The organism is Flavobacterium anhuiense, from assembly GCF_900101855.1.
Lineage (GTDB): Bacteria > Bacteroidota > Bacteroidia > Flavobacteriales > Flavobacteriaceae > Flavobacterium > Flavobacterium anhuiense.
This window is the reverse complement of sequence record NZ_FMVC01000002.1, coordinates 190,504-216,736: the sequence shown is the minus strand read 5'-3', so window position 1 is coordinate 216,736 and position 26,233 is coordinate 190,504. Positions and strand designations below refer to the sequence as shown.

Annotated in this window: 23 protein-coding genes; 10 read left to right on the top strand and 13 right to left on the bottom strand. The window is 34.6% G+C overall.

All coding sequences use genetic code 11. The features are described 5' to 3' along the window. Nucleotides 1-107 precede the first annotated feature (107 nt). Together BLP44_RS05395 and gcvT are read right to left on the bottom strand one after the other, a co-directional pair. Nucleotides 108-2,144, bottom strand: coding sequence for a S41 family peptidase (locus BLP44_RS05395; protein ID WP_066035069.1), 2,037 nt, complete (start codon nt 2,142-2,144; stop codon nt 108-110). 200 nt (nt 2,145-2,344) lie between these two features. Further along, nucleotides 2,345-3,427, bottom strand: a complete 1,083-nt coding sequence (gene gcvT, locus BLP44_RS05390) for a glycine cleavage system aminomethyltransferase GcvT (RefSeq protein WP_091130318.1) — start codon at nt 3,425-3,427, stop codon at nt 2,345-2,347. A 256-nt stretch (nt 3,428-3,683) separates the two neighbouring features. Between gcvT and BLP44_RS05385 the strand changes: the two genes are divergently transcribed. The 3 genes from BLP44_RS05385 to BLP44_RS05375 all read left to right on the top strand — a co-directional run bounded on the left by BLP44_RS05385 (nt 3,684) and on the right by BLP44_RS05375 (nt 5,917). Continuing rightward, entirely contained in the window at nt 3,684-4,532 is an 849-nt protein-coding gene (locus BLP44_RS05385) for an NAD(P)H-hydrate dehydratase (protein WP_091130314.1), read from the top strand. Nucleotides 4,533-4,764: 232 nt separating this feature from the next. Further along, nucleotides 4,765-5,544, top strand: a complete 780-nt coding sequence (locus BLP44_RS05380) for a HipA family kinase (protein WP_091130310.1) — start codon at nt 4,765-4,767, stop codon at nt 5,542-5,544. Then, on the top strand, nt 5,534-5,917 hold the full coding sequence (locus BLP44_RS05375) for a DUF3037 domain-containing protein (RefSeq protein WP_066032182.1): 384 nt from the start codon (nt 5,534-5,536) through the stop codon (nt 5,915-5,917). Before BLP44_RS05380 ends, BLP44_RS05375 begins: the two co-directional genes overlap by 11 nt. Before the next feature lie 261 nt (nt 5,918-6,178). Here the strand turns inward: BLP44_RS05375 and BLP44_RS05370 are convergent, their stop codons facing one another. Then, nucleotides 6,179-7,297, bottom strand: coding sequence for a pectate lyase family protein (locus BLP44_RS05370; protein WP_091130307.1), 1,119 nt, complete (start codon nt 7,295-7,297; stop codon nt 6,179-6,181). A gap of 245 nt (nt 7,298-7,542) precedes the next feature. Here BLP44_RS05370 and BLP44_RS05365 point away from each other — a divergent pair, with 245 nt between their 5' ends. Beyond that, on the top strand, nt 7,543-8,115 hold the full coding sequence (locus BLP44_RS05365) for a Crp/Fnr family transcriptional regulator (protein ID WP_091130305.1): 573 nt from the start codon (nt 7,543-7,545) through the stop codon (nt 8,113-8,115). Nucleotides 8,116-8,269: 154 nt separating this feature from the next. On the opposite strand, the gene BLP44_RS05360 is transcribed toward BLP44_RS05365, so the two are convergent. Next, nucleotides 8,270-8,776: a GNAT family N-acetyltransferase gene (locus tag BLP44_RS05360; protein WP_091130301.1), complete on the bottom strand. Its 507-nt coding sequence runs from the start codon at nt 8,774-8,776 to the stop codon at nt 8,270-8,272. Nucleotides 8,777-8,904: 128 nt separating this feature from the next. Here BLP44_RS05360 and BLP44_RS05355 point away from each other — a divergent pair, with 128 nt between their 5' ends. Both BLP44_RS05355 and BLP44_RS05350 read left to right on the top strand, forming a co-directional pair. Next, the gene (locus BLP44_RS05355; protein WP_170830215.1) at nt 8,905-9,675 is read left to right on the top strand and encodes a response regulator; all 771 of its coding nucleotides are present in this window, start codon (nt 8,905-8,907) and stop codon (nt 9,673-9,675) included. Between the two features lie 281 nt (nt 9,676-9,956). Further along, nucleotides 9,957-10,346, top strand: a complete 390-nt coding sequence (locus BLP44_RS05350; RefSeq protein ID WP_091130297.1) for a helix-turn-helix domain-containing protein — start codon at nt 9,957-9,959, stop codon at nt 10,344-10,346. Nucleotides 10,347-10,399: 53 nt separating this feature from the next. On the opposite strand, the gene BLP44_RS05345 is transcribed toward BLP44_RS05350, so the two are convergent. From BLP44_RS05345 to thrA, 7 genes are all read right to left on the bottom strand, one after another. Beyond that, nucleotides 10,400-10,855 (bottom strand): hypothetical protein, encoded by a 456-nt coding sequence (locus BLP44_RS05345; protein ID WP_091130295.1) that lies wholly within the window; start codon nt 10,853-10,855, stop codon nt 10,400-10,402. A 124-nt stretch (nt 10,856-10,979) separates the two neighbouring features. Continuing rightward, a complete protein-coding gene (locus BLP44_RS05340; protein WP_139159177.1) occupies nt 10,980-11,285 on the bottom strand; it encodes a hypothetical protein in 306 nt (101 codons plus the stop codon). A 23-nt stretch (nt 11,286-11,308) separates the two neighbouring features. Continuing rightward, nucleotides 11,309-11,656 (bottom strand): DUF4160 domain-containing protein, encoded by a 348-nt coding sequence (locus BLP44_RS05335; protein WP_170830214.1) that lies wholly within the window; start codon nt 11,654-11,656, stop codon nt 11,309-11,311. 120 nt (nt 11,657-11,776) lie between these two features. Continuing rightward, the gene (locus tag BLP44_RS05330; protein ID WP_091130284.1) at nt 11,777-13,315 is read right to left on the bottom strand and encodes a serine/threonine-protein kinase; all 1,539 of its coding nucleotides are present in this window, start codon (nt 13,313-13,315) and stop codon (nt 11,777-11,779) included. 260 nt (nt 13,316-13,575) lie between these two features. After that, entirely contained in the window at nt 13,576-14,865 is a 1,290-nt protein-coding gene (gene thrC, locus BLP44_RS05325; RefSeq protein ID WP_091130279.1) for a threonine synthase, read from the bottom strand. Between the two features lie 503 nt (nt 14,866-15,368). After that, nucleotides 15,369-16,289, bottom strand: a complete 921-nt coding sequence (locus tag BLP44_RS05320; RefSeq protein WP_091130275.1) for a homoserine kinase — start codon at nt 16,287-16,289, stop codon at nt 15,369-15,371. A gap of 146 nt (nt 16,290-16,435) precedes the next feature. Beyond that, a complete protein-coding gene (gene thrA / locus BLP44_RS05315; protein WP_091130271.1) occupies nt 16,436-18,883 on the bottom strand; it encodes a bifunctional aspartate kinase/homoserine dehydrogenase I in 2,448 nt (815 codons plus the stop codon). A gap of 567 nt (nt 18,884-19,450) precedes the next feature. Between thrA and hutH the strand changes: the two genes are divergently transcribed. The 4 genes from hutH (at nt 19,451) to BLP44_RS05295 (ending at nt 24,203) form a co-directional block, all read left to right on the top strand. After that, the gene (gene hutH / locus BLP44_RS05310; protein WP_091130267.1) at nt 19,451-20,965 is read left to right on the top strand and encodes a histidine ammonia-lyase; all 1,515 of its coding nucleotides are present in this window, start codon (nt 19,451-19,453) and stop codon (nt 20,963-20,965) included. A 49-nt stretch (nt 20,966-21,014) separates the two neighbouring features. Further along, nucleotides 21,015-21,659 carry a DUF47 domain-containing protein gene (locus tag BLP44_RS05305; RefSeq protein ID WP_008462731.1) on the top strand — a complete coding sequence of 215 codons (645 nt, stop codon included), beginning with the start codon at nt 21,015-21,017 and terminating at the stop codon, nt 21,657-21,659. Between the two features lie 30 nt (nt 21,660-21,689). Beyond that, nucleotides 21,690-23,021, top strand: a complete 1,332-nt coding sequence (locus BLP44_RS05300) for an inorganic phosphate transporter (protein ID WP_091130264.1) — start codon at nt 21,690-21,692, stop codon at nt 23,019-23,021. A 186-nt stretch (nt 23,022-23,207) separates the two neighbouring features. After that, on the top strand, nt 23,208-24,203 hold the full coding sequence (locus tag BLP44_RS05295) for a WG repeat-containing protein (protein WP_091130261.1): 996 nt from the start codon (nt 23,208-23,210) through the stop codon (nt 24,201-24,203). A 40-nt stretch (nt 24,204-24,243) separates the two neighbouring features. On the opposite strand, the gene BLP44_RS05290 is transcribed toward BLP44_RS05295, so the two are convergent. Continuing rightward, complete coding sequence (locus BLP44_RS05290; RefSeq protein ID WP_091130257.1) at nt 24,244-24,762, bottom strand: DUF421 domain-containing protein; 519 nt, start codon at nt 24,760-24,762, stop codon at nt 24,244-24,246. Nucleotides 24,763-24,863: 101 nt separating this feature from the next. After that, complete coding sequence (gene rimK, locus BLP44_RS05285) at nt 24,864-26,231, bottom strand: 30S ribosomal protein S6--L-glutamate ligase (protein WP_008462738.1); 1,368 nt, start codon at nt 26,229-26,231, stop codon at nt 24,864-24,866. Between the last annotated feature and the right edge of the window lie 2 nt (nt 26,232-26,233).

Below are 26,233 nucleotides of genomic sequence, written 5' to 3'. Positions count from 1 at the left end.
AGTTTACAAAATTCAAAGTTCGCAAAGCTTTGTGTAAAAAACTTTGCGAACTTTGCGTAACCCCTTGCGAATTTTGCGGTTAAACCTGAAACCAGAAACAAAAAACATTACTTACTATTACCATTAAATTCATTAATAATATTTACAGCCTCATTCAGGTAAGGGTTAGTTTTAAGATTATCCATTTGGTATTGGTTAATCGTTTTATCATTAGGATAGGCTCCTAGAAGAAACTGATTGACACTCGAATTGTAAACATCAAGCGGATTATTTTCATCATTAAAAGTATTGATTTCTGTCCAAAGCGCATTTAATGTTTTTTTCTGATTGAAAACTGCATCTAATGTTAGCGGAATCTCTGCTTTTGGAGTATTTACAAGCTGATCTATCTTGAGATTGATCTTTTTAATGTTGTTGAAAAAATAATTGTCTGACAATCTTTCCGAACTGTTTTTGGCAATTTTATCGATTAAATTTCTCTTGACATACGTTTTGTATTTCAAAAAAGGTTCGATACTGTCATTTTTTATAGCCGTCGGGAAATCGCTTTCTTTTTGGTAAACATCTTCATAAAATTCGGGAAGTACAACATCTGGTTTTACTCCAATATATTGATGGCTTTTCCCTGTAATCCTGTAGAATTTATTGATTGTAATCTTTAAGAAATCGGTATTTTTTTCTTCATCAAGTGGAAGAATAGTCTGCATGGTAGCTTTTCCAAGCGTCGTGCTTCCTAACAAAAGCGCGCGATTGTAGTCTTGCATGATAGAAGAGAAAAATTCACTTGCCGAAGCCGTATTGCTATTTACCAAAACCACAATCGGACCTCTGTAAATAACGCCCTTAAAAGGATCATTAATTACAGATTTCTCTTTTTTGCTGTCAATTACAATCGAAAGCGGACCATAATCTACAAACATTCCTGCCAATTTTATGGCTTCTTCCATAGAACCGCCGCCATTGTCAATAAGATCAATTACAAGGCCTTTTATGCTGTCTCTTTGTAGTTTTATCACTTCGCGTGCCACATCATCGGCACAACCTTTTCTGCTATTGCCGTCAAGATCAGCATAAAAACTCGGAATTTTTACGTAGCCAATTTTGCTGTCTTTGCCAATGATAAAACTGAAAACCGAATTTTCTTCATCCTTCATCATCTGTTTCTCAATATAAACATCAAAACTTTTACCTGAATTGCGTTTTAAGGTAAGCGTGATATGCTTGTTATTTTCAGACAAAATCATAGACGATATAGATTCTAGAGAAGCACACGAAACCTGAAGCGTTTCTTTCTGATTGGAAATAGAAATAATCTGATCACCTTTTTTTATCTGGCCTGTTTGATATGCTGGACCATTTGGATCTATTTCATCAATAATAATTTCGTTTTTCTCGTTGAGGTTTACCGTCATTCCTAGCGACAAATGCTCTTTTGATAGAGAAGCAACAAAACTAGATTTAGAATCATCACTAAAGTATGCCGTATGTGGATCAAAATACGTGCAAAAGAAATTATATAGTTTTTCTTCCTGTTTTGTATTAGTTTCAATTAATGAATTAAAACGGCATATTTCATTCGAAACGATTTGATTTTTAGCTGTTTGTTCAATCGATTTGAAATTTGTTTTTACAGAGTCTAGATTTTCGCTCATTTCAGCAATATCATCTAAGATTTGATAACGCAGTTTTTTCATCCAAACTTTTTCCAAGTCTTCTTTTTTTAAATAAAAGGCAAAAGATTTTTTATAAAATCGAATCGTATCTTTTTTAACATAGTCTATCGGTATGGTCTGAATTTTTTCTAAAACCTTTTTAGTGCGTATGAGGCCATTTACGTATTTTGCTTTTATATCAGTAAGAAAACTGCAATCGTTCTTTAGAATCAAATCGTCTAAGTTGTAGCGGTATTTCTGAGCCAATTCGTCATATTCGCTCTTAAAAAAGATATTGCGAGAAGGGTCAAGTTCGTTAATGAGATTGTCAAAAACGAACACAGATAAGCTGTCATCAACTGGTTTGGGTCTCAAATGTTCAGCTTGAATGAGCGCATTTATTTTGTTTAATATTTCACAAGTTTCTGCGCTGTTTTGACCAAAGGATATAGTTGATGTCAGCAAAAAAAGGAGTAGTGAAATCTTTTTCATAAATGGAAATTCAAGGTTCATGATTAAAGTTACACTAATTTTTTTACAAATTGTAGTATTTTTAGCAAAATATCGACAACGAAAAGCATTTAACTGTTAAACGAATACGCATCAAATAAATTAACCTGAATCTGCTTATTTTATAGCAAAAAAAATGCGTTACAACCGTAACGCATCCTTTAGTAGTATAAAGCAAAAAATTATTTCTTGTAGAACGGTAATTTCACCACTTTAGCAGGAACATCATTTTTTCTGATTCTAATAAAAATATCGCTGTCAACTGCACTGTTAGCAGTTGTAACATATCCTAAACCAATTCCTTTGTTCATAGAAGGAGACATAGTTCCAGAAGTTACAATTCCGATTACCGCTCCAGAACCATCAACAATTTCGTAATCGTGTCTTGGCACAGCGCGCTCTTGCATTTCAAAAGCAATTAATTTTCTTGTAACACCTGCTTCTTTCTGCTTTTTAAGCGCCTCAGAATTAGTAAAATCTTTAGTGAATTTTGTAATCCATCCTAAACCAGCTTCAAGCGGAGAAGTAGTATCGTTAATATCATTTCCGTATAGGCAGAATCCCATTTCCAAACGTAAAGTATCACGAGCAGCAAGACCAATCGGTTTAATGCCAAAAGGAGCTCCAGCTTCAAAAACTTTATTCCAGATAGCCTCAGCATCTGCATTTTTGCAGTAGATCTCAAATCCGCCAGAACCAGTATAACCAGTAGCAGAAATAATAACATCGCTAAAACCTGCAAAATCACCTACTTCAAAATGGTAATATGTAATCGCAGACAAATCCACAGAAGTCAAAGACTGCATAGCTTCAACCGCTTTTGGACCTTGAATTGCCAATAAAGAATATTCGTCAGAAAGATTCTTCATTTCAACTCCCAAATCATTATGAGAAGTAATCCAGTTCCAGTCTTTTTCAATATTAGAAGCATTTACAACCAGCAAATACTCCTCTTCTTTCATTTTATAAATAATCAAATCGTCAACGATTCCGCCTTCATTATTTGGAAGGCAAGAATATTGTGCTCTTCCAATTGTTAAAGTTGATGCATCGTTTGAAGTCACTTTCTGAATCAAAGCCAATGCATTTGGACCCGTTAACAAAAATTCACCCATGTGCGAAACGTCAAAAACTCCGACACCATTACGAACCGTTTCGTGTTCAGCATTAACCCCTTCATAAGTAATAGGCATATTATAACCAGCAAAAGGAAGCATTTTCGCTCCTAAACCTTCATGTATGTGCGTAAGCGCAGTATTTTTCATTGTGTTGTTTTATAAAATTGTTTTGCAAATCTATTCAAAAAATATCAAATTAAAAGACATTAAATTATAAATTTCGCAATAATTTGGAGCTATTTCCTGCTATCCGCTATATTCCCGATCAACAAAAACTACGGCTAAAAAGCCTTGTTTTTCTAAATCGGGAGATGCCGCTACTATCAGGGCTAGGGGTAACAGTTTCATTAGAAGAATCATGATTTCAATTTTTTATGTAATTTTATTGTATAAAATAGTCTAGATGAAATCACCGTATTTGATTAATAAAGAAGAATTTCAGAAATTATATAAACCTATAAATCCTCAAACTCATAAAGGAACACAAGGTCATGCGGTGATCATTGCTGGAAGCTACGGAAAAATAGGAGCGGCGGTTTTGGCTTCAAAATCCTGCCTCAAAACAGGTTGCGGACTCGTAACAACTTTTATACCCAAATGCGGTTATCAAATACTTCAAATTTCTATTCCCGAAGTAATGACCGTAACCGATGAAAACACCAATTTCATTACCAATATTCATTTGCCGCTAATTCCACAAGCCGTTGGAATAGGTCCAGGAATAGGAAAGGAGCTCGGAACACAAAAAGCGTTATTTGAATTTTTAAGAGTTAACAAAGCGCCTTTAGTCATAGATGCCGATGCGTTAAACATCATTTCTGAAAATTTATCATGGTTAGAATTGGTTCCTGAAGACACGATTCTAACACCGCATCCAAAAGAATTAGAACGCTTGATAGGAAGGTGGAATTCAGAAGCCGAGAAATTCCAAAAAACGATTGCTTTTTCTGAAAAATATAAAGTGATTGTGGTCATGAAAGGGGCACCAACCTACATTATCAATAGAACTTCTGTCTACGAAAACACAAGCGGAAACGCCGCCCTTGCCACAGCAGGAAGCGGTGACGTTTTAACTGGAATTCTGACAAGTCTTCTAGCGCAAGGATACGAACCCAAATACGCTTCCAAAATGGGCGTCTACCTCCACGGATTAACAGCCGATTTAGCTTTACCCAAAACGGGTTATGAATCTTTTACGGCTTCTACAATTATTAAGTATTTAGGAAAAGCTTTTTTAGAATTAGAGAATTAGTCAATTTGATAATTAGCTGTACGTTTTGTCATCCTGAGGAACGAAGGATCACACAAGAAACTCCGCACAGTAACCATAAAGTATTCTCCAATCTTGTCGAGCTCCTAGTGCGATCCTTCGTTCCTCAGGATGACAAAAAAGCGAACATAAATCTGCTTAATCTGTAAAATCTGCGAGATTAAAAAAACTTCGTGTCTTTGTGTCTTCGTGGCAAAAACCTTAAGTTTGTAATATGAAAAATTTCGACTTAAGAACAGTAAATGTCATGCGTTATATAACGCCGCTGCGCGAAGGCGGTTCTTTACCCGCTTTAGCAGAAGCCGATGACGACTTTAAATACGTATTAAAATTCAGAGGCGCCGGACACGGCGTAAAAGCACTAATAGCCGAATTAGTCGGCGGACAAATAGCCAAAGCTTTAAAACTGCAATTGCCAGAATTAGTTTTCGCAAACCTAGACGAAGCTTTCGGAAGAACCGAAGCGGATGAAGAAATTCAAGATTTGCTGCAAGGAAGTCAAGGCTTAAATTTGGCACTTCATTTTCTATCAGGAGCCATTACTTTTGATCCTGCTGTTACCACTGTCGATGCTAAATTGGCTTCGCAAATTGTTTGGTTAGACGCATATATCACAAACGTAGATAGAACTTTCAAAAATACCAATATGCTGATTTGGCATAAAGAATTATGGCTGATTGATCATGGAGCATGTTTGTATTTCCACCATTCTTGGAATAACTGGGAACAGCACGCTAAAAGTCCGTTTGCGTTGATAAAAGATCACGTTTTGTTGCCTCAAGCTTCAATGTTAAAAGAAGTCGATGCTGAATTTAAAGCGATCCTAACACCTGAAATTTTGGAAGAAATTGTAAATACGATTCCACTAGACTGGTTGCAGTGGGAAGATGCAGACGAAACTCCTGAAGGATTGCGAAACGTTTATTTGCAGTTTTTAAAGACAAGATTAGAGAATTCAGAAATATTTGTAAATCAGGCACAAAATGCAAGATAATCATTTATACGAATATGCTGTGATTCGTGTTGTGCCAAGGGTAGAGCGCGAAGAATTCCTGAATATCGGAATCATTTTGTTTTGCAAAAAAGCCAAATTTATAAAGGTTCTTTTTCATTTAAATAAAGAAAAAATTCAAGCCCTTTCTAATGATTTCGACATCGAACAATTAGAATGCAATCTGACTTCGTTAGTAAAAATCGCCAACGGAGCCAAAGATGGCGGTCCAATTGCTGAATTTGAGATTCCAGAGCGTTTTCGTTGGTTAACGGCCATTAGAAGTTCTGCAATTCAAACCTCAAGACCTCATCCGGGATTAACTCAGGATTTGGAGAAAACCGTTCAGCGTTTGTTCGAGGAGTTGGTTCTTTAAAAAGGGACAAAGCGACAGAGGAACAAAGCGACAAAGGTTTTTTAACCGCAAAGGGCGCAAAGATTTATTTATTGAAGATTTTATAAAATCGCAAAGTTCGCAAAGCTTTATGTAAATGCTTTGCGAACTTTGCGTAATTCTTTGTGTTCTTTGCGTAATTCTTTGTGTTCTTTGCGGTTAAAGAAAAAACCACGGCCTACATCGAAATGCAATCCGTGGTTTAAAAACTAAAAAATAACTTATTTTTAAATGTGATTTCTTTTAAAAAGAACCACAAACATTACCGCCCAAAGTAGGTCCCGCATTTGCAGAAATATCAGCTTTTACAGCCGTTTTAGCCAATTTCACGATAGAATATGGCGGAGTAAAAGCCGTACCGCTTCCAGCTTGAGTTCCTGTTACACTTGTAAACACATTGTCTGTAGCCGTAACCGCAGTATAACCTGTCATTAAATCGATTGGATTTTTCACACCTTCAAAAACATTGCTTTCTACGCGAATATTTGCTTCAAATCCTGCAGCAATACACTTATTGCTTACGGTGCTGTTAAAGAAACTGTTTACAATATGCACTTGTCCAAAACGAACTCTTGGCATTCTTTCTTTACATCCTGGAGCCCACCAGCATCTTGCAAATGTGATTCTTAATTTTCCGCGGTCACCAGTTGCACCGTCGCTAGAACCAATTAAATTTGAATATCTGTGGTCATCAGATCCTCCAGAACCTCCTGCTTTTGGTGGTTTTAGATAATGGAATTTAGAATACGTAACTGAAATATAATCTGATTTATTTTTGATGTCGAAGTTTCCGTCAACGCCATCTCTGAATTCGCAGTGATCTACCCAAACATTAGTACATTCATCCAAAATGGCATTATCCCAACCATCAGTGTCATAAGCGCCAGGGCCTTCAAAAATCAAGTTTCTGATGATAATGTTTTTACATCTTTTGATGTTGATAATTCCAGAAGCATCTTTGGTCTGGTTTGTCGAAACCAGTTTTGCACCGTTGGCACCGTAAATTGTTTTTCCGGTCTGATCCTGAAATGACAATCTTGTTGTAATCGTAATCGTTCCAGAAACTTTAATCACTTTTACAGCAGTGTTTTCAATAGCCGATTTCAACTGAGCATAAGTCGTAACTGTGGTTTCGGCAGAAGAACCTCCGCCAGTCGTACCACCGTTTAGCGAAGCCCATCCAGGAACCTCAGCGCAATTTCCGATTTTAGCTGTCGGATTGGTTGCAGAAGCGTCAATCTCTGTTTCATTTGTTGGTTGAATACTTGCTTCTGTGTTTGAAGCGATTTCTTCGGAGTTACATGCCGTAAATCCGAAAATCAATGCTGTAGCGAACATTGAAAGTGTTGATTTTAAGTTCATAATTAAGTTTGGTTATTTAAAAAGTTTAACAACGCAAAACTCAATATTATTTGTAGGAAAAAAGTTGAACAAGTTCAAACTTTGGTAAAAAAATCTATGAAATATGTTTTTTTAACACTTCTAAATTTACAAAAATGTATTTTATGTCTATTTTTACGTAATCGATTACATTTATTTAAGCCCCTAATTAATAATGAGTTGAAAAAACAAATTTAAACCTCACAAAAAACCACAGAAACCACAAGATGTACAACCTACTACGAGCAAACATTGAGCGAAAGATTCCGCTCACAGATGAAGAATGGGATATTATTGTCTCAAAAGCAGAACTCATTAAATTGAAAAAGAATCAATTCCTACAAGTTCAGAATTCGAATAGCAGTTACGAAGGATTTATTTTGAAAGGTTCATTCAAAACCTACATTTTAAACGAAAACGGAACAGAAACCGTCATTTTCTTCTCATTTGAAAACGAATGGATGTGCGATCTGGAAAGTTTTTATCATCAAAAGCCAACCACATACAACATCAAAGCCATAGAAGACAGCGAAATCGTAGTTATCAGTAAAATGCAAAAAGCGTATTTGTTTGCCGTAATTCCAAAACTCATTAAGTTTCATGTTTTAATGATCGAACGGGCAAATGTTGCCATTCAGCAACGGCTTTTGGATGTTTTGCATAAAACCTCAAAACAGCGTTATCTCGATTTTAAGGAGCGTTACCCGCAAAAGATACGTTCGATAAATAATAAGAATTTGTCTTCGTATTTAGGTGTTTCGCACGAGTTTCTATCGAAGATTAAGAGAACGGTATCTTGATTTGAAGGATCAAAGGTACAGAGTAACAAAGTGACAAAGGTCTTCTGTAGAGACGCACTGCAGTGCGTCTAACGTTGCGTAAAAAATCTCGCAATCCCGGGATTGCGAGATTAAAAAAAACTTCGCGCCTTCGAGCCTTCGTGGCAAAAAAAACTTAAATACTTTTCTCCAAATAAATAAACTCCAAAGGCTCAGCAGAAACTGTAGTATGAATTTCACTCTCAGGGAAAGCCTCACGTTTACCAGTATCTACATAACCATGACGTTTGTACCAAGCCACAAGTTCCTCGCGAACCGAAATAACCGTCATAATAATACTTGACAACCCAAGAGATTTTGCATGATTTTCGGCCTCGGCTAAAAGTTTTTTCCCGATTCCGCTGTTTTGAAGTTCTGGCGAAACCGTTAGCATTCCTAAGTACAATTGATGTTCTTTTTCTACCAATAAAACCGAACCAATGATTTTGTCATTCTCTGTAAATTTCAGAATCGTATTTTTTGGATCAAGAAAAATTTCCGCCATTTCGGGTTCGTCGGTTCTTTTTCCTTCTAGTAAATGCGCTTCGGTTGTCCAGCCTTTTTTAGAAGTTTCGCCTCTGTATGCTGAGTTGATTAAGATGGTTAATGTTGGAATATCTTCGATTGTTGCTTTTGTAATCATATATTTTGTAAAATGTGAAATGTAAAATTACAATTTGGGGCGTAATGAAAAACAAGATTTTAAATTTATGTAAGTAAATATTTAAATAAAATTCTAGAAATTTGTATGGAACACAAAATCAATAAAGTATGAGCAGAATACACTTGTTTGAATTTGAAGATCAACAATGGCTTCCAGGGTTTATTAGAAATTACATGACCGATTTTCTGCAGTTTCTTTCTAATAGAACTGCGATGTATAGAGGAATTGTTCCTGTAATTGAAAAAGCTTTAAAAGAAACCCAAACCAACCAAATTATAGATCTCGCTTCAGGTGGAGGAGGCGGACTGATTTGGCTCAACGCCGAATTACGAAAAAACAATCCCGATTTAAAAATTCTGCTTACGGATTATTTTCCTAACATTCCTGCATTCGAACATACTCAAAAACAAGCCGATAATTTCGATTTTGTAAAAACTTCCGTCGATGCCAGAAACGTTCCCGAAAACTTAAAAGGACTTCGAACGCAATTTTTATCCTTTCATCATTTTAAACCGAAAGATGCGCAACAAATTCTGCAAAATGCGATTGATACCGATAGTTCGATTGCTATTTTTGAAGGGCAGGAGAGAAGTGTTCCGAGTATTATAGCGATGCTACTTTCGCCGATTTCCGTTTTACTGACAACGCCTTTTATTCGCCCGTTTAAAATGGGCAGAATCATTTTTACGTATCTCATTCCAATTGTACCGATTTTGGTTTTGTGGGATGGCGTAGTTTCGTCTTTAAGAACGTATTCTGTAGAAGAAATGAACGAATTGATTTCTAAATTGAATAATAAAGATAATTTTAATTGGGAGGTTGGAAAAGTGAAATCTGGACCTGCGAAGATTTTGTATTTGTTGGGAACTAAAAAATGAATTGACTCCAACTTTATCTGGAGGAACAAAATTAAATAATAAAATGGCTTTAGCCTAACATTTCGTTAATGGCTAAAGCCGAGTTTGGCATGAAAATATAAAACCTCCAACTAAAGTTGGAGGCAACTCATTTTTAATATTGTAAATAAATATTGATTTGTCTATTTGTAAACTTGATAAACAATAATTTATGTGAAATATGAAAAGCGTATCTTACAAAAACAATTTTGTTTTTTACTGAAAATTGAGTTTCGTTTAAGAATTTTAAATATCTTTGAATTATGAGTACAGCAACTAAACCAAAACATATCGGCAGAAATATAAGCCGTATCAGAGAGCTTAAAGATATGAAGCAGGATGCACTGGCATTGGCTTTAGGCATAAGCCAGCAGATGGTTTCGAATATTGAAAACAGCGAAACGGTTGACGAGCAAAGATTAATTGAGGTTGCAAAAGCTCTTGATGTTTCTGTTGAAGCAATTAAAAACTTTTCGGAAGAAGCGGTTTTTAATATTATTGGAAATAGTTTTCAAGATCATGGTGCGATTACTACAGGTAATTACGGTTGCACTTTTAATCCTTTAGATAAAGTGGTTGAACTTTACGAACGTTTGGTGCAAGCTGAAAAAGATAAAGTGGAGTATTTGGAGAAATTATTGAATGGGAAATAATTGTTTTGAAGATATATTAAATAGAGAAGAGACCTTTGATAAGGTCTCTTTTTTTATTTAAGATTCAGGTCTTTATACAAAATATCAGTTACTTTTTTAATTTCAACAGCCATTTCCAAATAAGGGTTTATATTTTTAAATTCCTCCTCTTGAAAATTGCAATAGAAATTAATCTTAGTAACTAAATCCATAACAGCTTTAACGCTTCCTTTATTTAGATATACAGTGTTGCGTACAAGAGCGTTATTTAATAAAGTAAGAGTTTCAACTGTTCCTTTTGCGTCTGAACTTCTTTCAAGAAATGGATTATTGTAAATTTTTTGTTCTAATTCAAATCTATAATCAATAAGTATCTTGTTTAGTTCATTGAACGCTCGAGTTTTATTTTGATATAGAATTTCTATTCGCTTTGATCGATTTGAAAGCTTATGAGTTACAAAACCAACTATTATTCCACTAAAAATTGGAGAAAGTACAGCAAGCCATTTGAAAAGTTCTATGTTGCTCATTAGATTGGTTTTGACAAATTTAACAATAAAGTCTTGCGCTTTTTTAATAATGTAAAATTTATTCCCAATTGGTTTTGAGTTTCATTGTGTTAACGAGCGAGACGCTCGCGCTAGCTGGGACTAACTACATTTCGTATTTCTTATATCTATCATCATTTTCTTCATCTTCGATATATTCAAATCCTTCTTTTTTAATATCTTCTATTAATTTTTTTCTTCGCTCATTGTATTTATCTAATTCTGCATCAAGTTCTTCATCTTGAATTCCTTTTCGTTTAATTTTACCAAGATATCCAAATTTTAAATTACGCAATTGACCAATAGATAATTCTCTTTTTAGCTCTGCATTATCATCTAAAGCAGATTTAAATTTGTTGTCTTTTGCATCTTTCAAAGATTTGAATAATTCTTTGTTATCTTCGTCTTTCATATTGTTGTTTGATTTAATTCTGTTTAATTTTGATATTTCTTCCAAATAATTTCCATTAAAATTTTTCCTTTTGGACTTTGGTGGAATGCTTTAATTTTTTTGATTTCTTTTGAACCAATTGTACCTTTATAAAATTCGCCTGTTTCTATTAGGAATTTAGCATCAATTTTTAAATCCTTTGATTTTACATGAAAATGAGGCGGATTATGGTCGTTAGGATATATAATAACTTCGAGATGTTCAATCGTTTCTATTCGCTGTTTATCTACAATATTCGGATTTTCTAAAAGAAATTCAATGAAAGAGTCATCATAGCTTAAATAGGTACGAAGTGTATGTGTTATTGCGCTAAGTATAATTTCATCTGACATATTTTGATTTTTAACGTTTTTGTACCTTGCTAGCGCGAGCGTCTCGCTCGTGCCCATTCCAATTGGCTTTTGAATTTCTTTGAGTTCAGGGGTGGTACGCTCGCGCTAGCTGGGATGTTTTTATTCTAATATTTTTTCAAGCATTTGGTCAATTCCTTCGGATTCTAAAGTATTCATTTTCATATTTCTTATATGTGTTGCTCTCATCCGACCATATTCATATTCCTCATAAAATTCAGGAATACCAATAGCATAATGTAAATTTAATGGTCGAGTTCGAGATAATGCAGAATCTTCAAACCAGACAACCCACCATTCTCCATATAAATCTTCTTGATTCGCTTTTCTTAAAAGTAAATTGTAACCCATATTTTTCATATGTGAAGGATTTTGAGTAAGTACCATTTGGCCTATCAGAACAATATTATCTATTTCAATGTAAGTAGCTTGAGGTGCTTGTCTTATAAATCCAAATTGATTTTTTTGGTATTTTAAAGATGCTTCCTTTTTATTTTTTAAAGTTTGTTGAATATCTGAACTCGGATAAAAGGAAATAGTAAAACTTTTACCCATAAAACTAATAGTCATTTGAGTTGAATTTCTACTCACTTGAATTTTAGCTCTTTCTAGATTTTCATTGAGTTCATTAACTCTCTTGCTGAATTTATCAAGTAATGAATTAGTTGAATATTCTAAAAATTTAAATTCAGAATCAATTTTTTCCTTTTCTTTTTGTATCTCTAATTCTTTCTTTTGAGTTGCGGAAATTTTGTGATTTGCCTTTTGTAATAAAAAATCTATTTTACTTTCACTTTTTTCTTCTAATTTTTCAGTTAATTTCTCCAAAATATTTATAATATCTGACATCGACGAATATCTGTCGCTAGGTCTTTTATTTGTCATTTTAGAAATCATTTCGATTAATCTTACGGGTAAATCAACTCTAATATTTGAAATATTAGGCAAAGGTTCATATAGGTGCTTATCTCTAAATTCTTGTTCTGTTTTTCCTATATACGGCTGTTTTAATGTTAGGATTTCATAGAAAATAATTCCAAGAGAATATATGTCCATCGCCTTTGTGTTTGAATCAAACATCCAGCATTCAGGTGCCATATATGGTAAAGTACCAAAACCTTTGAAACTTTTAGATCTGGTCTTTGAGTCAATAAGTTTTGCTAGACCAAAGTCACAAATTTGTAAATTTCCATTTTGGTCTAATAGTATATTTTCAGGTTTTAAATCTCTGTGAATAACCTTTTTATGAGCACTTTCCAATCCATTTGCAAGGTCAATCATTAAATTGAGCGAAACTTTTAAATCTATTATATCACTTTTTGATTTTAAGAAATCTCTTAAGCTACCATTTGAATTAAATGGCATAACACAGTAAATGTACGTGACATTTTTACTTTTAAATTCGTTGAAATATTCTGTTTGGATAATGTTTTTATGGCTCAAAGAAGTAGCTACTTCAAACTCAGAAAGTAATAGTTTATATTCTTCATCATTTTCTATGGGTACAATTTTAATTGCTTTTTTCGAATTATTGTTTGCATCGTTTGCGGTATATATTTCTCCCATACCTCCTTTTCGAAAAAAGTCAATTTCTATGTATTGATTATCTTCTTTTGGTCCTTTTAATGATTGTATATTCATTGGTTTACGTGATTTTTCAAAATATCGCCTAACTCATTTATATGCGAAACAAACTTTCGCATATACACCTCAAATATGGTAGATAAGCGAAACATTATTTCGTTTTCTTGCTTTTCAAATATATGTATTTTTTCTTGCCAATTTTTACGGATTTCCGTACTTGATATTTTTGTATATTAATTCAAAATAATCTTAGATTAACGCAATAAAAAAGCGAGTAAAAATTTTTTACTCGCTTTAATAATTTATTATATGTTTTTCTATCCCAAAAACCCCTTTAACTCCTCATAAGTCCCAATCTTCACACTAACTTTCTCCTCATTAATAACATTTTCAATTTGAGCAGGAATAGGAAGCGTAATTCCCAAAGCAGGTTCCACAACATCTAAGAACTTAATAGGATGTGCTGTTTCTAAGAAAATTCCAATTGCGTTAGGGTGTTTTTGTAATTCTTTTTTCAAACCTAAATACCCAACAGCGCCGTGCGGTTCTGCGATATAACCGTCTGTATTGTAGATTTTCTTCAGCGCTTCAAGCGTTTCTTCGTCAGTATAACTATAAGAAGAAAAGTCTTTTTCGAAAGCTTTTAAGTCATTATTGTACAATTCCTGAATTCTAATAAAGTTGCTTGGGTTTCCAACGTCCATGGCGTTAGAAATTGTCGCCTTAGAAGGCTTCGGGTCGTATTTTCCGTTTTCTAAGAATCTTGGCACGGTGTCGTTTACGTTTGTAGACGCTACAAAATGTTCAATTGGCAAACCTAATTTCTTTGCCATAATTCCGGCGCAGATATTTCCGAAGTTTCCGCTTGGGCAAGAGAAAACTAAAGGTTTGTTTTGGCTTTTCAACGCTTTGTAAGCAAAGAAGAAATAAAACATTTGCGGTAACCAGCGTGCAATATTAATCGAGTTGGCAGAAGTCAGGTTTTTATGCGCTAAAGTTTCATCTAAAAACGCTTTTTTCACCATATCCTGACAATCGTCAAAAACGCCGTCCACTTCAAGCGCTTTAATGTTTTGCCCTAAAGTAGTCAATTGCTTTTCCTGAATATCGCTCACTTTTCCTGACGGATATAAAATGACAACATCAACGCCGTCAACGCCAAGAAATCCGCTTGCAACAGCTCCTCCTGTATCTCCAGAAGTGGCTACTAAAACCGTGTTTTTAGAATCTTTTTTGTCTTTATTGAAATATCCCAAGCAACGCGACATAAAACGCGCTCCAACGTCTTTAAACGCCATTGTTGGCCCGTGAAATAATTCTAACGAATAGATTCCGTTTTCGACCTTCACAACCGGAAAATCAAAAACTAAAGTTTCAGCAATTATTTCTTTTAGTTTTTCTGCTGGGATTTCGTCGCCAACAAATTGTTTAATCGCTTCAAAAGCAATTTCTTCGTGGCTTAAACTTTCAATTTTATCAAAAAATGAAGGATCAAGCGGCGTGATGCTTTCTGGGAAATATAATCCTTTGTCAGTTGCTAATCCTTGTATAACAGCTTCCTGAAAAGAAACTTTTGGGGCATTATGGTTTAAACTGTAGTATTTCATTATTTTAAATTTTTGATTTTAGATTTTAGATTTTTTGGAAAGCTAGCTCCAGTACTAAAATTCTAAATTCTAATAGTTATGTTTATTTAACCGCAAAGAGCGCAAGGAATTGGTTTCTTTTGAAAACGCAATGTTCGCAAAGCTTTGTGGTGATGTTTTTTATTTCAATTTTTTTAAGCGTATTTTTTGTCATTTCGAGGAACGAGAAATCTTCGCAAGTAACTCCGCAACGTTGAGCCAATCTTTGTCGAGCTTCTCGTGGAGATTTGCTTCGCCTGTTCGCTGTCGCTCGAGTCTCGTTCCTCGAAATGACAAACTGCACGGTTATGCTTTGTGTCTACTCTTTGTCGAGCTTCTCGTGTGATCCTTCGTTCCTCAGGATGACAAACTGTGCGTTTATACTTTGCGTTGGCTTCGACGGAGTTTATCCTGAGGAACGAAGGGCTCAGCCTGACAAACGCCTCGCATAATTTTTAATTCTAAATTTTTAATTTTTAATTGAATCAAAGAATCCTAACTCCATCAGGATTAATTTTCGAAACGTGAATTTCATATGGCAATTTCATTTTTTCGTAAACGTCACTCATGGCTTTTGCGATTTTTTCAGCAGTTTCTTTTCCTCGGCTTAAAGCGAAAATCGACGGACCAGAACCTGAAATTCCAGAACCTAAAGCGCCATTTTCGTAAGCCGTTTGTTTGATTTGGTCGAAACCTGGAATTAAAACGCTACGAACTGGCTCAACGATTTCGTCGTGAAGAGATCTTCCGATCAAATCGTAATCTTTGGTGTAAAGACCTGCAACCAATCCGCCTACGTTACCCCATTGCGTGATAGCGCTTTTTAGAGAAACGTTTTGTTTTAAAACCGAACGCGCGTCAGAAGTTTTTAACTCAATTTGAGGATGAACCACTGTTGCGTATAATTCTTCTGGACTGTCAATTCTGATGATGTCCAAAGGCGAATAACTTCTTACCAAAGTAAAAGCGCCTAAAAGGGCAGGAGCAACGTTGTCAGCATGCGCGTTTCCGCTGGCTAATTTCTCGCCCTGCATCGCAAACTGAACTAAATCTTTACGAGAATAAGGTTTTCCTAATAATTCATTAATTCCGAAAACCGCTCCGGCAGAACTTGCGGCACTGCTTCCGATTCCGCTTCCCGCTTTTATGTTTTTATAAATTTCGATTTCGAATCCGAAGTCTAATTCATCTAAAGTTTCAAGCATTGCTAAAGCTGCAACTCCAGAAACATTTTTCTCGGTTTCCAAAGGCAAATCGGCACCGACAATTTTAGTGATTCGAACTCCTTTTTGATCGACTTTTCGAACAATCATTTCATCGCCCGCATTGTCTAAGCAAAGTCCCAATACGTCAAATCCGCAGGAGAGGTTGGCGATAGTTGCTGGGCAAAAAAGTTTAATTTCCATTTTTTTTAAGATTCAAAGTAACAAAGTGACAAAGTGACAAAGGCTTTACTACGTTAGTTATTTTATTTAGGTTTCACAGGAGCTAAGTGACAAAGAAAGAAAGGAAAAAACTTTGAACCTTTGTTTCTTTGTTGCTTTGTCACTCACTAAACGTTTCCAATTCTAATTACATCCGCAAAAATTCCTGAGGCAGTTACCGCTGCTCCAGCTCCGGCTCCTTTGATCAATAAAGGCTGATCTACGTAACGATCTGTGTAGAAAAGCACGATATTGTCTTTTCCTTCTAAATTATAGAAAGGATGATCTTTTGGAATGAATTGCAGACCTACACTTGCTTTTCCGTTTTCGAATTGCGCAACGTATTTCAATCTTGAATCTTTGGCTAAAGCTTCTTTGTAAATGTTCTCAAAATGAGAAGCATGTTTAACTAACGAAGCAAAGAAATCATCGTTGTTTGTTGTTGCTAAACATTCTGCTGGCAGGAACGATTCGTTTGCAATGGCGTCGATGTCCATTTCGTAACCGCTTTCGCGAATAAGAATTAGGATTTTACGAGCTACGTCGATTCCGCTTAAGTCAATTTTTGGATCTGGTTCTGTGAAACCTTGAACTCCAGCTTCTTTTACCACATCGTGGAAAGAATTGTTTTCGTCAAAATTGTTGAAAATAAAGTTCAAACTTCCAGATAAAACCGCTTGAATTTTATGCACTTTATCTCCAGAAGCGATCAGATTTTTTACAGTATCAATAATTGGCAATCCCGCACCAACATTCGTTTCAAACAAGAAAGGAGCGTTGTATTGGCGAGATAAGCTTTTTAATTTTTTATAGTTGTCGTAAGCAGAAGAACAAGCAATTTTATTACAAGTTACAACGGCAATACTTTCTTTTAAGAATTTCTCGTATGTTTCAGAAACTGTTGCGTTTGCAGTAATATCCACAAAAATACTGTTACGTAAATTCAGTTCTTTTGCTTTTTTGATAAATTCTTCAATGCTTGCTGGTTCGCCTTCGCTTAAAGCGGCATCCCAATTTTTTAAAGAAATTCCGTCTTCGTCAAAAATCATTTTTCTTGAGTTAGACAAAGCAATTACACGAACGTTGATTTTTAAATTGTCTTTTAAAAACTTTCTTTGATTGTGAATCTGTTCGATGAATTTCTCACCAACATTTCCAACTCCCATTACAAATAGGTTCAGCTGTTTTGTGTTTTCTTCGAAGAAATTCTCGTGTAAAGTATTCAACGCTTTTTTAACGTCTCTTTCGTTAATTACAGTCGAAATATTCCTTTCAGAAGCACCTTGCGCAATGGCACGAATGTTTACGTTGTTTTTTCCTAAAGTACTGAACATTCTTCCGCTCAGACCCTGGTGATTTTTCATGTTTTCACCAACTAGAGCAATGATGCAAAGGTCTTTTTCTACATAACAAGGATCGATTTTGTTCTGAGAAATTTCGATTTCAAAAGCTCTGTTAATTGCCGCTTCAGCGTTATCAGCATCAGAATTTAGGATTCCGATACAAATAGAGTGCTCAGAAGAAGCCTGAGTAATAAAAATTACGTTGATTTTTTCTTGAGACAATACTTCAAACAAACGTCTGGAAGAACCCGCAACTCCAATCATTCCTGGACCTTCAAGAGTTAAAAGTGAAATATGATCAATATGGCTAATTCCTTTTACAACTGTATCCTTTGATGAAACCTGATTCGAAATTAAAGTTCCCTCAGCTTCTGGCTCAAAAGTATTTTTGATTAAAATCGGAATGTTTTTTCTTAAAACAGGCTGAATTGTTGGCGGATACAACACTTTTGCACCAAAATGCGACAATTCCATTGCTTCTTGATAAGAGATAGTAGCAATTGGCTGCGCTTGTTTTACAATTTTAGGGTTTGCAGTAAACATTCCGTTTACGTCTGTCCAGATTTCCAATTGTTCCGCATCGATTGCTCCAGCGATAATGGCAGCAGTATAATCAGATCCGCCGCGCCCTAAAGTAGAAGTGATTCCGTCTAAAGTCTGAGCAATAAATCCTGGCAGGATATTGATTCTAGATTTGTTTTCAGCAAAATATTCCTGAATTAATTTATTAGAAACTTCGAAGTTAACAGCTGCTTTTCCGAAGTTGTTATCTGTTTTAATTAATTCTCGGCTGTCTTTGTAAACCGCATCTTTGTTGATTTGCTGATAAGCTTGAGCGATGATGAAAGACGAAAGCAATTCACCAAAACTTAAAATAGTATCGGCAGTTCTTGGAGACAATTCGCCAAGCAAGAAACATCCGTCTAATAAAGTTTCTAAGTGATTTATGATGCGTTTTACGTGGCTTAACAAACTGCTTTGTTCGCTTACAGGAATCAGTTCTTTAAGAGTGTCAAGGTGTTTTTTCTCGATTTCAGCAACAACTTCTCTAAAGCTTTCGTCGTTTGCTGCCGCTTTTGCCGCTGCCAATTGCAGTAAATCAGTTACTTTACTTAAAGCAGAAACTACTACAACTAATTGATCTTGCTTTGCTTTTTGGTTAACAATGTCGAGAACGAGTTTTATATTTTGAGCATTGGCTACCGAAGTTCCGCCAAATTTTAATACTTTCATTTTGTGTGATATTTTTTCTTTTGCAACTATTTTTTATGTATTCATTACCTTTCTTCTTTTTAGAAAAAAAGTATATACGAACTGGATTATATGTAAAAATGTATACCCCTAAGGGGTAGTAGTTGTTGTAGTAGAAATAATGGTAGCAGCAATTGCAACTCCTGTTTGAGTTGTAATAATTGTAGAATGATATTTTATGCTGTTACTTTTCATTTTTGATTTTTCAAAAGTACAGCTTTTTATAAGAGTTAAAAACTCAAAAAGCTTTTTTACGAATATTTTAATAATTCAAATCTCTATAAATCAATATTGAGTATTTGTTAAAATTGGATATGTTAAATTGATGTTTTGCTATATTTTGGACAGCGTTTTTTGAAGATTGAGCCCATGCAATAGATTGATGTTAAGCCCAAAAAGACATTAATAATGGACCAAAACGATATATTTTGCTTAAAAAAGACATTGAATGTATATTAAGAGTTTTTATCGAAATTTTAATTATTGTGATAAAATGTTGCTTTTTAATATTGATTTGTTGAATTTTGGCGTTTAAAATTTACAATCATCATGAGAGAGATCCATTATATAAGTTCGGAAACGATCACTTTAGAAACATTACAAGAAGTTCTAAGTCAGAATAAGATACTTGAATTGTCTGAAGAAGCTAAAGTAAATGTTCAGAAATGCCGTGATTATTTAGATAAAAAAATGGCATCGCATACGGCTCCGATTTACGGAATCAATACCGGTTTCGGATCTTTATATAGTGTGAAAATCTCTAATGAAAACTTATCTAAACTTCAGGAAAACTTAGTAAAATCGCACGCTTGCGGAACAGGAGAGGAAGTTCCTGCTGAGATTGTGAAGATGATGCTTCTTTTGAAAATCCAATCTTTAAGTTACGGACATTCTGGAATTCAGTTAATCACATTGCAGCGTTTGGTTGACTTCTATAATAATGATATTCTTCCAATAATATATACTCAAGGTTCGCTTGGAGCTTCTGGGGATTTAGCTCCTTTGGCGCATTTATCTTTACCTTTAATAGGAGAGGGAATTGTATTATTTGAAGGAAAAAAGGTTGCTTCTGCTGAAGTTTTAAAACATTTTAACTGGGAACCAATCGTTTTACAATCAAAAGAAGGTTTGGCTTTATTGAACGGAACGCAGTTTATGAGTGCTTATGGAGCACATATTTTAATTAAAGCCTATAAATATTCATACTTGGCAGATTTAATCGGAACTATTTCTCTGGAAGGTTTTGATGGAAGAATTGAGCCATTTAATGAATTGATACATTATATACGTCCGCATAAAGGACAAATTGTAACTGCACAGCGAATTACTGAATTCTTGGGCGGAAGTGAAATCATTGCTCAAGAAAAGAAACATGTTCAGGATCCGTATTCTTTCCGTTGCATGCCGCAGGTTCACGGAGCTTCAAAAGATGCAATTGATTATGTTAGAAAAGTATTCAAAACAGAAATCAATTCGGTAACGGATAATCCAAATATTTTTATAGAAGCCGATCAGATTATTTCTGGTGGAAATTTCCACGGACAGCCATTGGCATTAGCTTTAGACTTTTTGGCAATTGCTTTGGCCGAATTAGGAAGCATTTCTGAAAGAAGAACGTATCAGTTAATTTCTGGATTGCGTAATCTTCCTGCATTTTTAGTAGATAATCCTGGATTAAATTCAGGTTTTATGATTCCGCAATATACAGCAGCAAGTATTGCAAGTCAGAACAAACAATTGGCAACTCCGGCGAGTATTGATAGCATTGTTTCGAGCAACGGACAAGAAGATCACGTGAGCATGGGAGCAAACGGAGCGACAAAAGCCTTACGAATTTTAGATAATTTAGAGCGTATTTTGGCAATCGAATTATTAAATGCTTCACAAGCTATTGCTTACAGAGAGCCTCTAAAATCAAGCGATTTTATCGAAATGTTCTTAAATAGCTATAGAGAAGTAGTGCCTTTGGTAAAAGAAGACAGAATCTTACATAATGACATAGAAAACACTGTTTTATTCCTTTCGAGTTTTCAAATTGAAAACGATTTGTTAACAATGGCTTAACACTGGAACGTGTTATTGAAGGTAATTTTGCACTATCAAAAATAAAACAATGTCAATAAACAGTATTTTCCAATTTTTAGTGCCGAAAGACAAAAAATTCTTTCCACTTTTTGAAGAGGCTTCAAGCAATTTAATTGAATTAGCTTCTAACTTACACGAAGCTGTAAATTTACCATTAAAAGAAAGAGAGATCCTTTTTCAAAAAATTGACGAATTAGAACAAAAAGGAGAAGACATTACTCGTCAGACTAACTTAGAGTTAAGCAGAAACTTTATTACTCCGTTTGACAGAGAAGATATTCATACGTTAATTACTTCAATTGATAACGTTGCAGATTACCTTCACGGTGCATCTAGCCGTATGAGATTGTATCAAGTTGATAAGATTACAAAATCTATCAGAAAGATGACAGAAATCAACCTTGAAGCTTGTCAAAACATTGACAGTGCAGTAAAAGAGTTGAGAAATCTACAAAACTTTAAAGTTATTAAAGATGCTTGTGCTAGAATCAACAAACTAGAAAACAAATCTGATAACGTTTATAACAAAGCAGTTTTTGAAATTTTTGAAAACGAAACAGATGCTAAAAATATTATTAAATATAAAGAAGTGTTATCTGTTTTAGAATCAGCAACAGATAAATGTAAGAGTGTTGCGAACATACTAGAATCTATTTCTGTAAAACATTCTTAATTCAATTTTTCAATCTGAAGTTATAATCTTATGACTATACTTATATTAATTATAGTACTTGCCTTAATTTTTGATTACATCAATGGTTTTCATGATGCGGCAAATGCTATAGCGACTGTTGTTGCAACAAAGGTTTTGACACCTTTTCAGGCGGTTGTCTGGGCAGCATTTTTTAACTTTCTGGCGTATTGGGTTTTTGGATTTGGTGTTGCAGATACTGTTGCCAAAACAGCGCACACCATGGAAATTAACCTTGTGGTTATCCTAGCCGGAGTAATTGCAGCAATCTGTTGGAATTTATTGACTTGGTGGTTAGGTATTCCTTCAAGTTCTTCACATACACTTATTGGAGGTTTTGCGGGAGCGGCTGTGGCACATGCTATCGCTGTACACGGTTTCTCTGGTTATGTTGGAGAAGATGGAGCTACACATTACTGGTATGAAATCGTAAGCTGGTATAAAGCCGGAAAAGATGGTGCGATGCCCTCGGGAGTTCTTATTATCATTGCATTTATCGTCTTAGCGCCCTTATTAGGAGCATTAGCTTCTTATTTAATTTCAATCTGGCTTTTAAATGCTTCTCGTAAAACTATCGGTCCTAAAATCTTTACTGCAGCTTTAATGATTGCTACTATTGTTTTTGTATACTACCAAATGGTGCCTTACGAAAAAATTGAAGAACCAAGATTTGATTCACATTTCTGGAGTGTTGCTTTTGAAGCTCATAATATTAAATGGTTTTTAGTAGCCTTTATTATCTTAACAGTAAGCACATTCTGTTTAATATTTAGCAGTTTAAATCTTCATCAAGCAGATGCTGCTTTAAAGAAAATGCAATTATTGTCTTCTGCGGCATTTAGTTTAGGTCACGGAGGAAACGATTCTCAAAAAGTAATGGGTATTATTGCTGCGGCTGTAGCAGTTTATATCAATACAAACCCAGGAGTTCATATGGATGCTTGGTTAGATGTTGTGCTTCCAAACGATGATGCAGGTATTAAAGGCGTAATGCCGAGCTGGATTCCGTTAGCATGTTATTCTGCCATTGCTGCGGGAACTCTAAGCGGTGGATGGAAAATTGTGAAAACAATGGGTTCTAAAATCACTAAAGTAAGTTCGTTTGAAGGTGTTGCTGCTGAAACTGCAGGTGCTTTGACGCTTTACTTTACAGAACACTTAAAAATTCCAGTAAGTACGACGCACACTATTACAGGTTCTATTATCGGGGTTGGATTAACAAAACGTGTATCTGCCGTTAGATGGGGAGTTACAGTAAGTTTAATCTGGGCTTGGATCTTGACTATTCCAATTTCAGCTATTCTAGCAGGTTTGGTTTACTTCATTCTAAGTGTCTTCATTTAATCTAATAAAATAAATTTTGTAAAATGTGAAACTAAATCACATTTTATTAATATAGAAAACCGATTTCAAATCTGAAATCGGTTTTTTTTGTTTTAATTTGTTTTAAAGTAAAAGCATAAAAACTTTTAGAGACTATATGAATAGCTAATTTTATAGACTTTTGAAAATAGTTTAATATTTAAAATAATGAAAAGAATAATTGTATTGGTTTTATTGCTGATTGTAAAAACTAGTTTTGCTCAATTAAAGGAAAAAACTTTTAAATATGGTTTTGTCGATCAGACAGGAAAAGAAATCGTTCCTTGCAAGTATGATGGTATCAGCGCATTTGAAAATGGTTTTGCCGTTGTACAATTAAAAGGAAAAAGCGGTGTGGTAGATAAAACCGGAAAAGAAGTTATTCGCTGTATTTATGATGAAATAATTAACAAACCGAATTGGATAATAGTGAGCAATAAAAATGCTAAAGCTCAATATTTAGTTAAATCTTCTGATGTTTTGGTAACTAAAAAATACGATGATGTAAAAGCCTTATCATCTGAAATAACAGCTGTCAAACTGAATAATAAATGGGGTTTTATCGATGTGGTTGGAGAAGAAATAAGTCCAAAATATGACGAAATAATTGATTTTACAGATCGGTTTGCAGTTGTGAAATTAAATGGCAAATTTGGTATTGTAGATCAGATTGGGAAAGAGGTTGTTCCGCCAACTTATGATCGCGTACAGAATTTTAAAGATGGTGTTGCAATAGTAGAATCTAATTCTAAATATGGAATAATTAGTGAAGACGGAAAAATTGTAATTCCTGTGAAGTACGATATGAATTTTTATTTTAAAGACAATGTATCAATTGTAAAACAGGAAAATAAATATGGCATCTTAGATAATGAAGGAAAAGAAATTGTGCCAATACAATACGATTTCATGGTTTTGAATGAGGATTTGATTCAAGTGAAATTAGGAGATAAATATGGATTGATTGATAAGGCTGGAAAAGAAATCACATCTGTAAAATATGATTTAATTGAATCTTTTAAAGATGGATTAGCTGTAATAAAGTTGAACAGCCAATATGGTTTTATTGACAAAGAAGGAAAAGAAATCGTTACTCCGAAATACGAAAAAGCAGATGATTTTAAAGATGGTTTAGGAGCGGTTAGAATTCAAGTTGGGAAATAAACGAATCCGTAACGAGTAGTTGATTTTGATTCGTTAAAAATTAAAACTTTTGAAGGTTTTTACGGTTATGTCTGCGTTTGTAATGCGTCTGTTTTAATTGGTTTTGATCTTCAGAAATAATACTGATCGTTCCGTCAATTTCTAACATGGCCAGTTTTACATTTTTAAAAAATTCAATTCCGTGTTCTCTCATGGCTTCTTTAAGCTCTTCGTCAGAAATATCTAATCTGCTTAAAGCTTTAAAGTCTAATTTTCCGTCGTGAATTAATACTTCGGGTTTATCCAATAGTATATTGCTAAGAGTTTTGTACTTACGAGTCAGTTTTTTAATGGCAAAATTTATTACAAACAACACCAAAGCAGCAATTAATCCTCCCGTTAAACTTGTATCAGGACCAACCATTGCGTTCTGAACAGAATTACTGATTAATAAAATAAGAATTACATCGGCTGTGTTTAATTGAGAAAGTTCTTTTTTGCCAAATATTCGTAAAGCAATTGTCATGAAAAAATAAACGGCAACACTTCGAATGATTATATCTAAATAAGGAAAAGTCATGTTTTTTATTTTTAAAGTTAAATAAAAAAGCTTTGTCAAAGTTCTAAACTTTGACAAAGCTGCTAAATTATTTATGCGATACTAAGTTTAAATGAACTTAATTATAGTTTAAAATTCTTTTCAATAGCTCTAATCATTTCTCCAGCTACATCTTTATTTGTTGCGCCTTCTATACCTTCAAGACCTGGGGAAGAGTTTACTTCAAGCAATAACGGACCTTTAGAAGAGCGAATAATATCAACACCCGCAACTTTTAGATCCATTGCTTTTGCCGCTTTAATGGCAATCTTTTTCTCTTCAGGAGTAATTTTAATAACAGATGCCGTTCCGCCAAGGTGAATGTTTGCTCTAAATTCGCCAGGCATTGCTTCACGCTGGATCGCAGCAACCACTTTTCCGTCAATCACAAAACAGCGAATGTCTTTTCCGTTTGCTTCTTTAATAAACTCTTGAACTAAAATGTTGGCATTTAAACTTTTGAAAGCATTGATAACACTTTCTGCTGCTTTTTTGGTTTCGGCCAAAACGACACCTTTTCCCTGCGTTCCTTCCAATAATTTTACAATTAAAGGTGAACCGCCAACCATTTTAATTAAATTGTCTGTATCAAGCGGAGAATTGGCAAATCCTGTAGTTGGAATATCGATTCCGCTATTCAGTAATAATTGTAAAGAATATAGTTTGTCTCGAGATTGAGTTATAGCTGTTGCTGAATTTAAAACAAAAACCTTCAAAGCTTCAAACTGGCGTGTTAAAGCACAACCGTAAAAAGTAATGCTCGGACGAATTCTTGGAATAATAGCATCAAATTCGTTAAGGATTTTTCCGCCTCTGTAATGAATCTCAGGTTTTTTGGCATCCAATTTCATATAGCATTCCTTAATGTTTAAGAAATGCATTTCATGCCCGCGCATTTCGCCGGCTTCCATAATTCTTTTATTGCTATACAATTCTGGATTGCTGGCCAAAAGACCAATTCGCAAACCGGTTTTTGCTTTTTCTGAGTTTTGATATAATTCTTTTAAAGATTCTGCTGTAGGCTGTCCTAAAAGGTATTTTTGTTCAGGATCTACTAAAACCCTTCCGCTCATAGCCTCGCGTCCTAAAAGCATTCTAAAACCCATAGAATCGCGATTAGTCAAAGTCATTTCGATTGGCCATTTGGCATCGCCAATTTTCAAGCTGGTTTGGATCACATAACGATGTTCTCTAAAACCGCTCGAGCTTTTTACAATTCGCTTGTCGACCAAAGGTGCTTCACAATGAATAATGGTTTTGATATTATTCTGAATCGGATTAATGTCGAATTTAACCCAATTGGCATCATTTTTTATAAAAGGCGCTATGTTTAAAGCGTGCATTGCCGAAGTTTTGGCACCAGAATCTACACGAGCCTTAATTGTCGGGATTCCAAGTTCTGGAAATGAGCACCATTCTTCGCTGCCTAAAATGACTTTGTTTTGAAGCATAA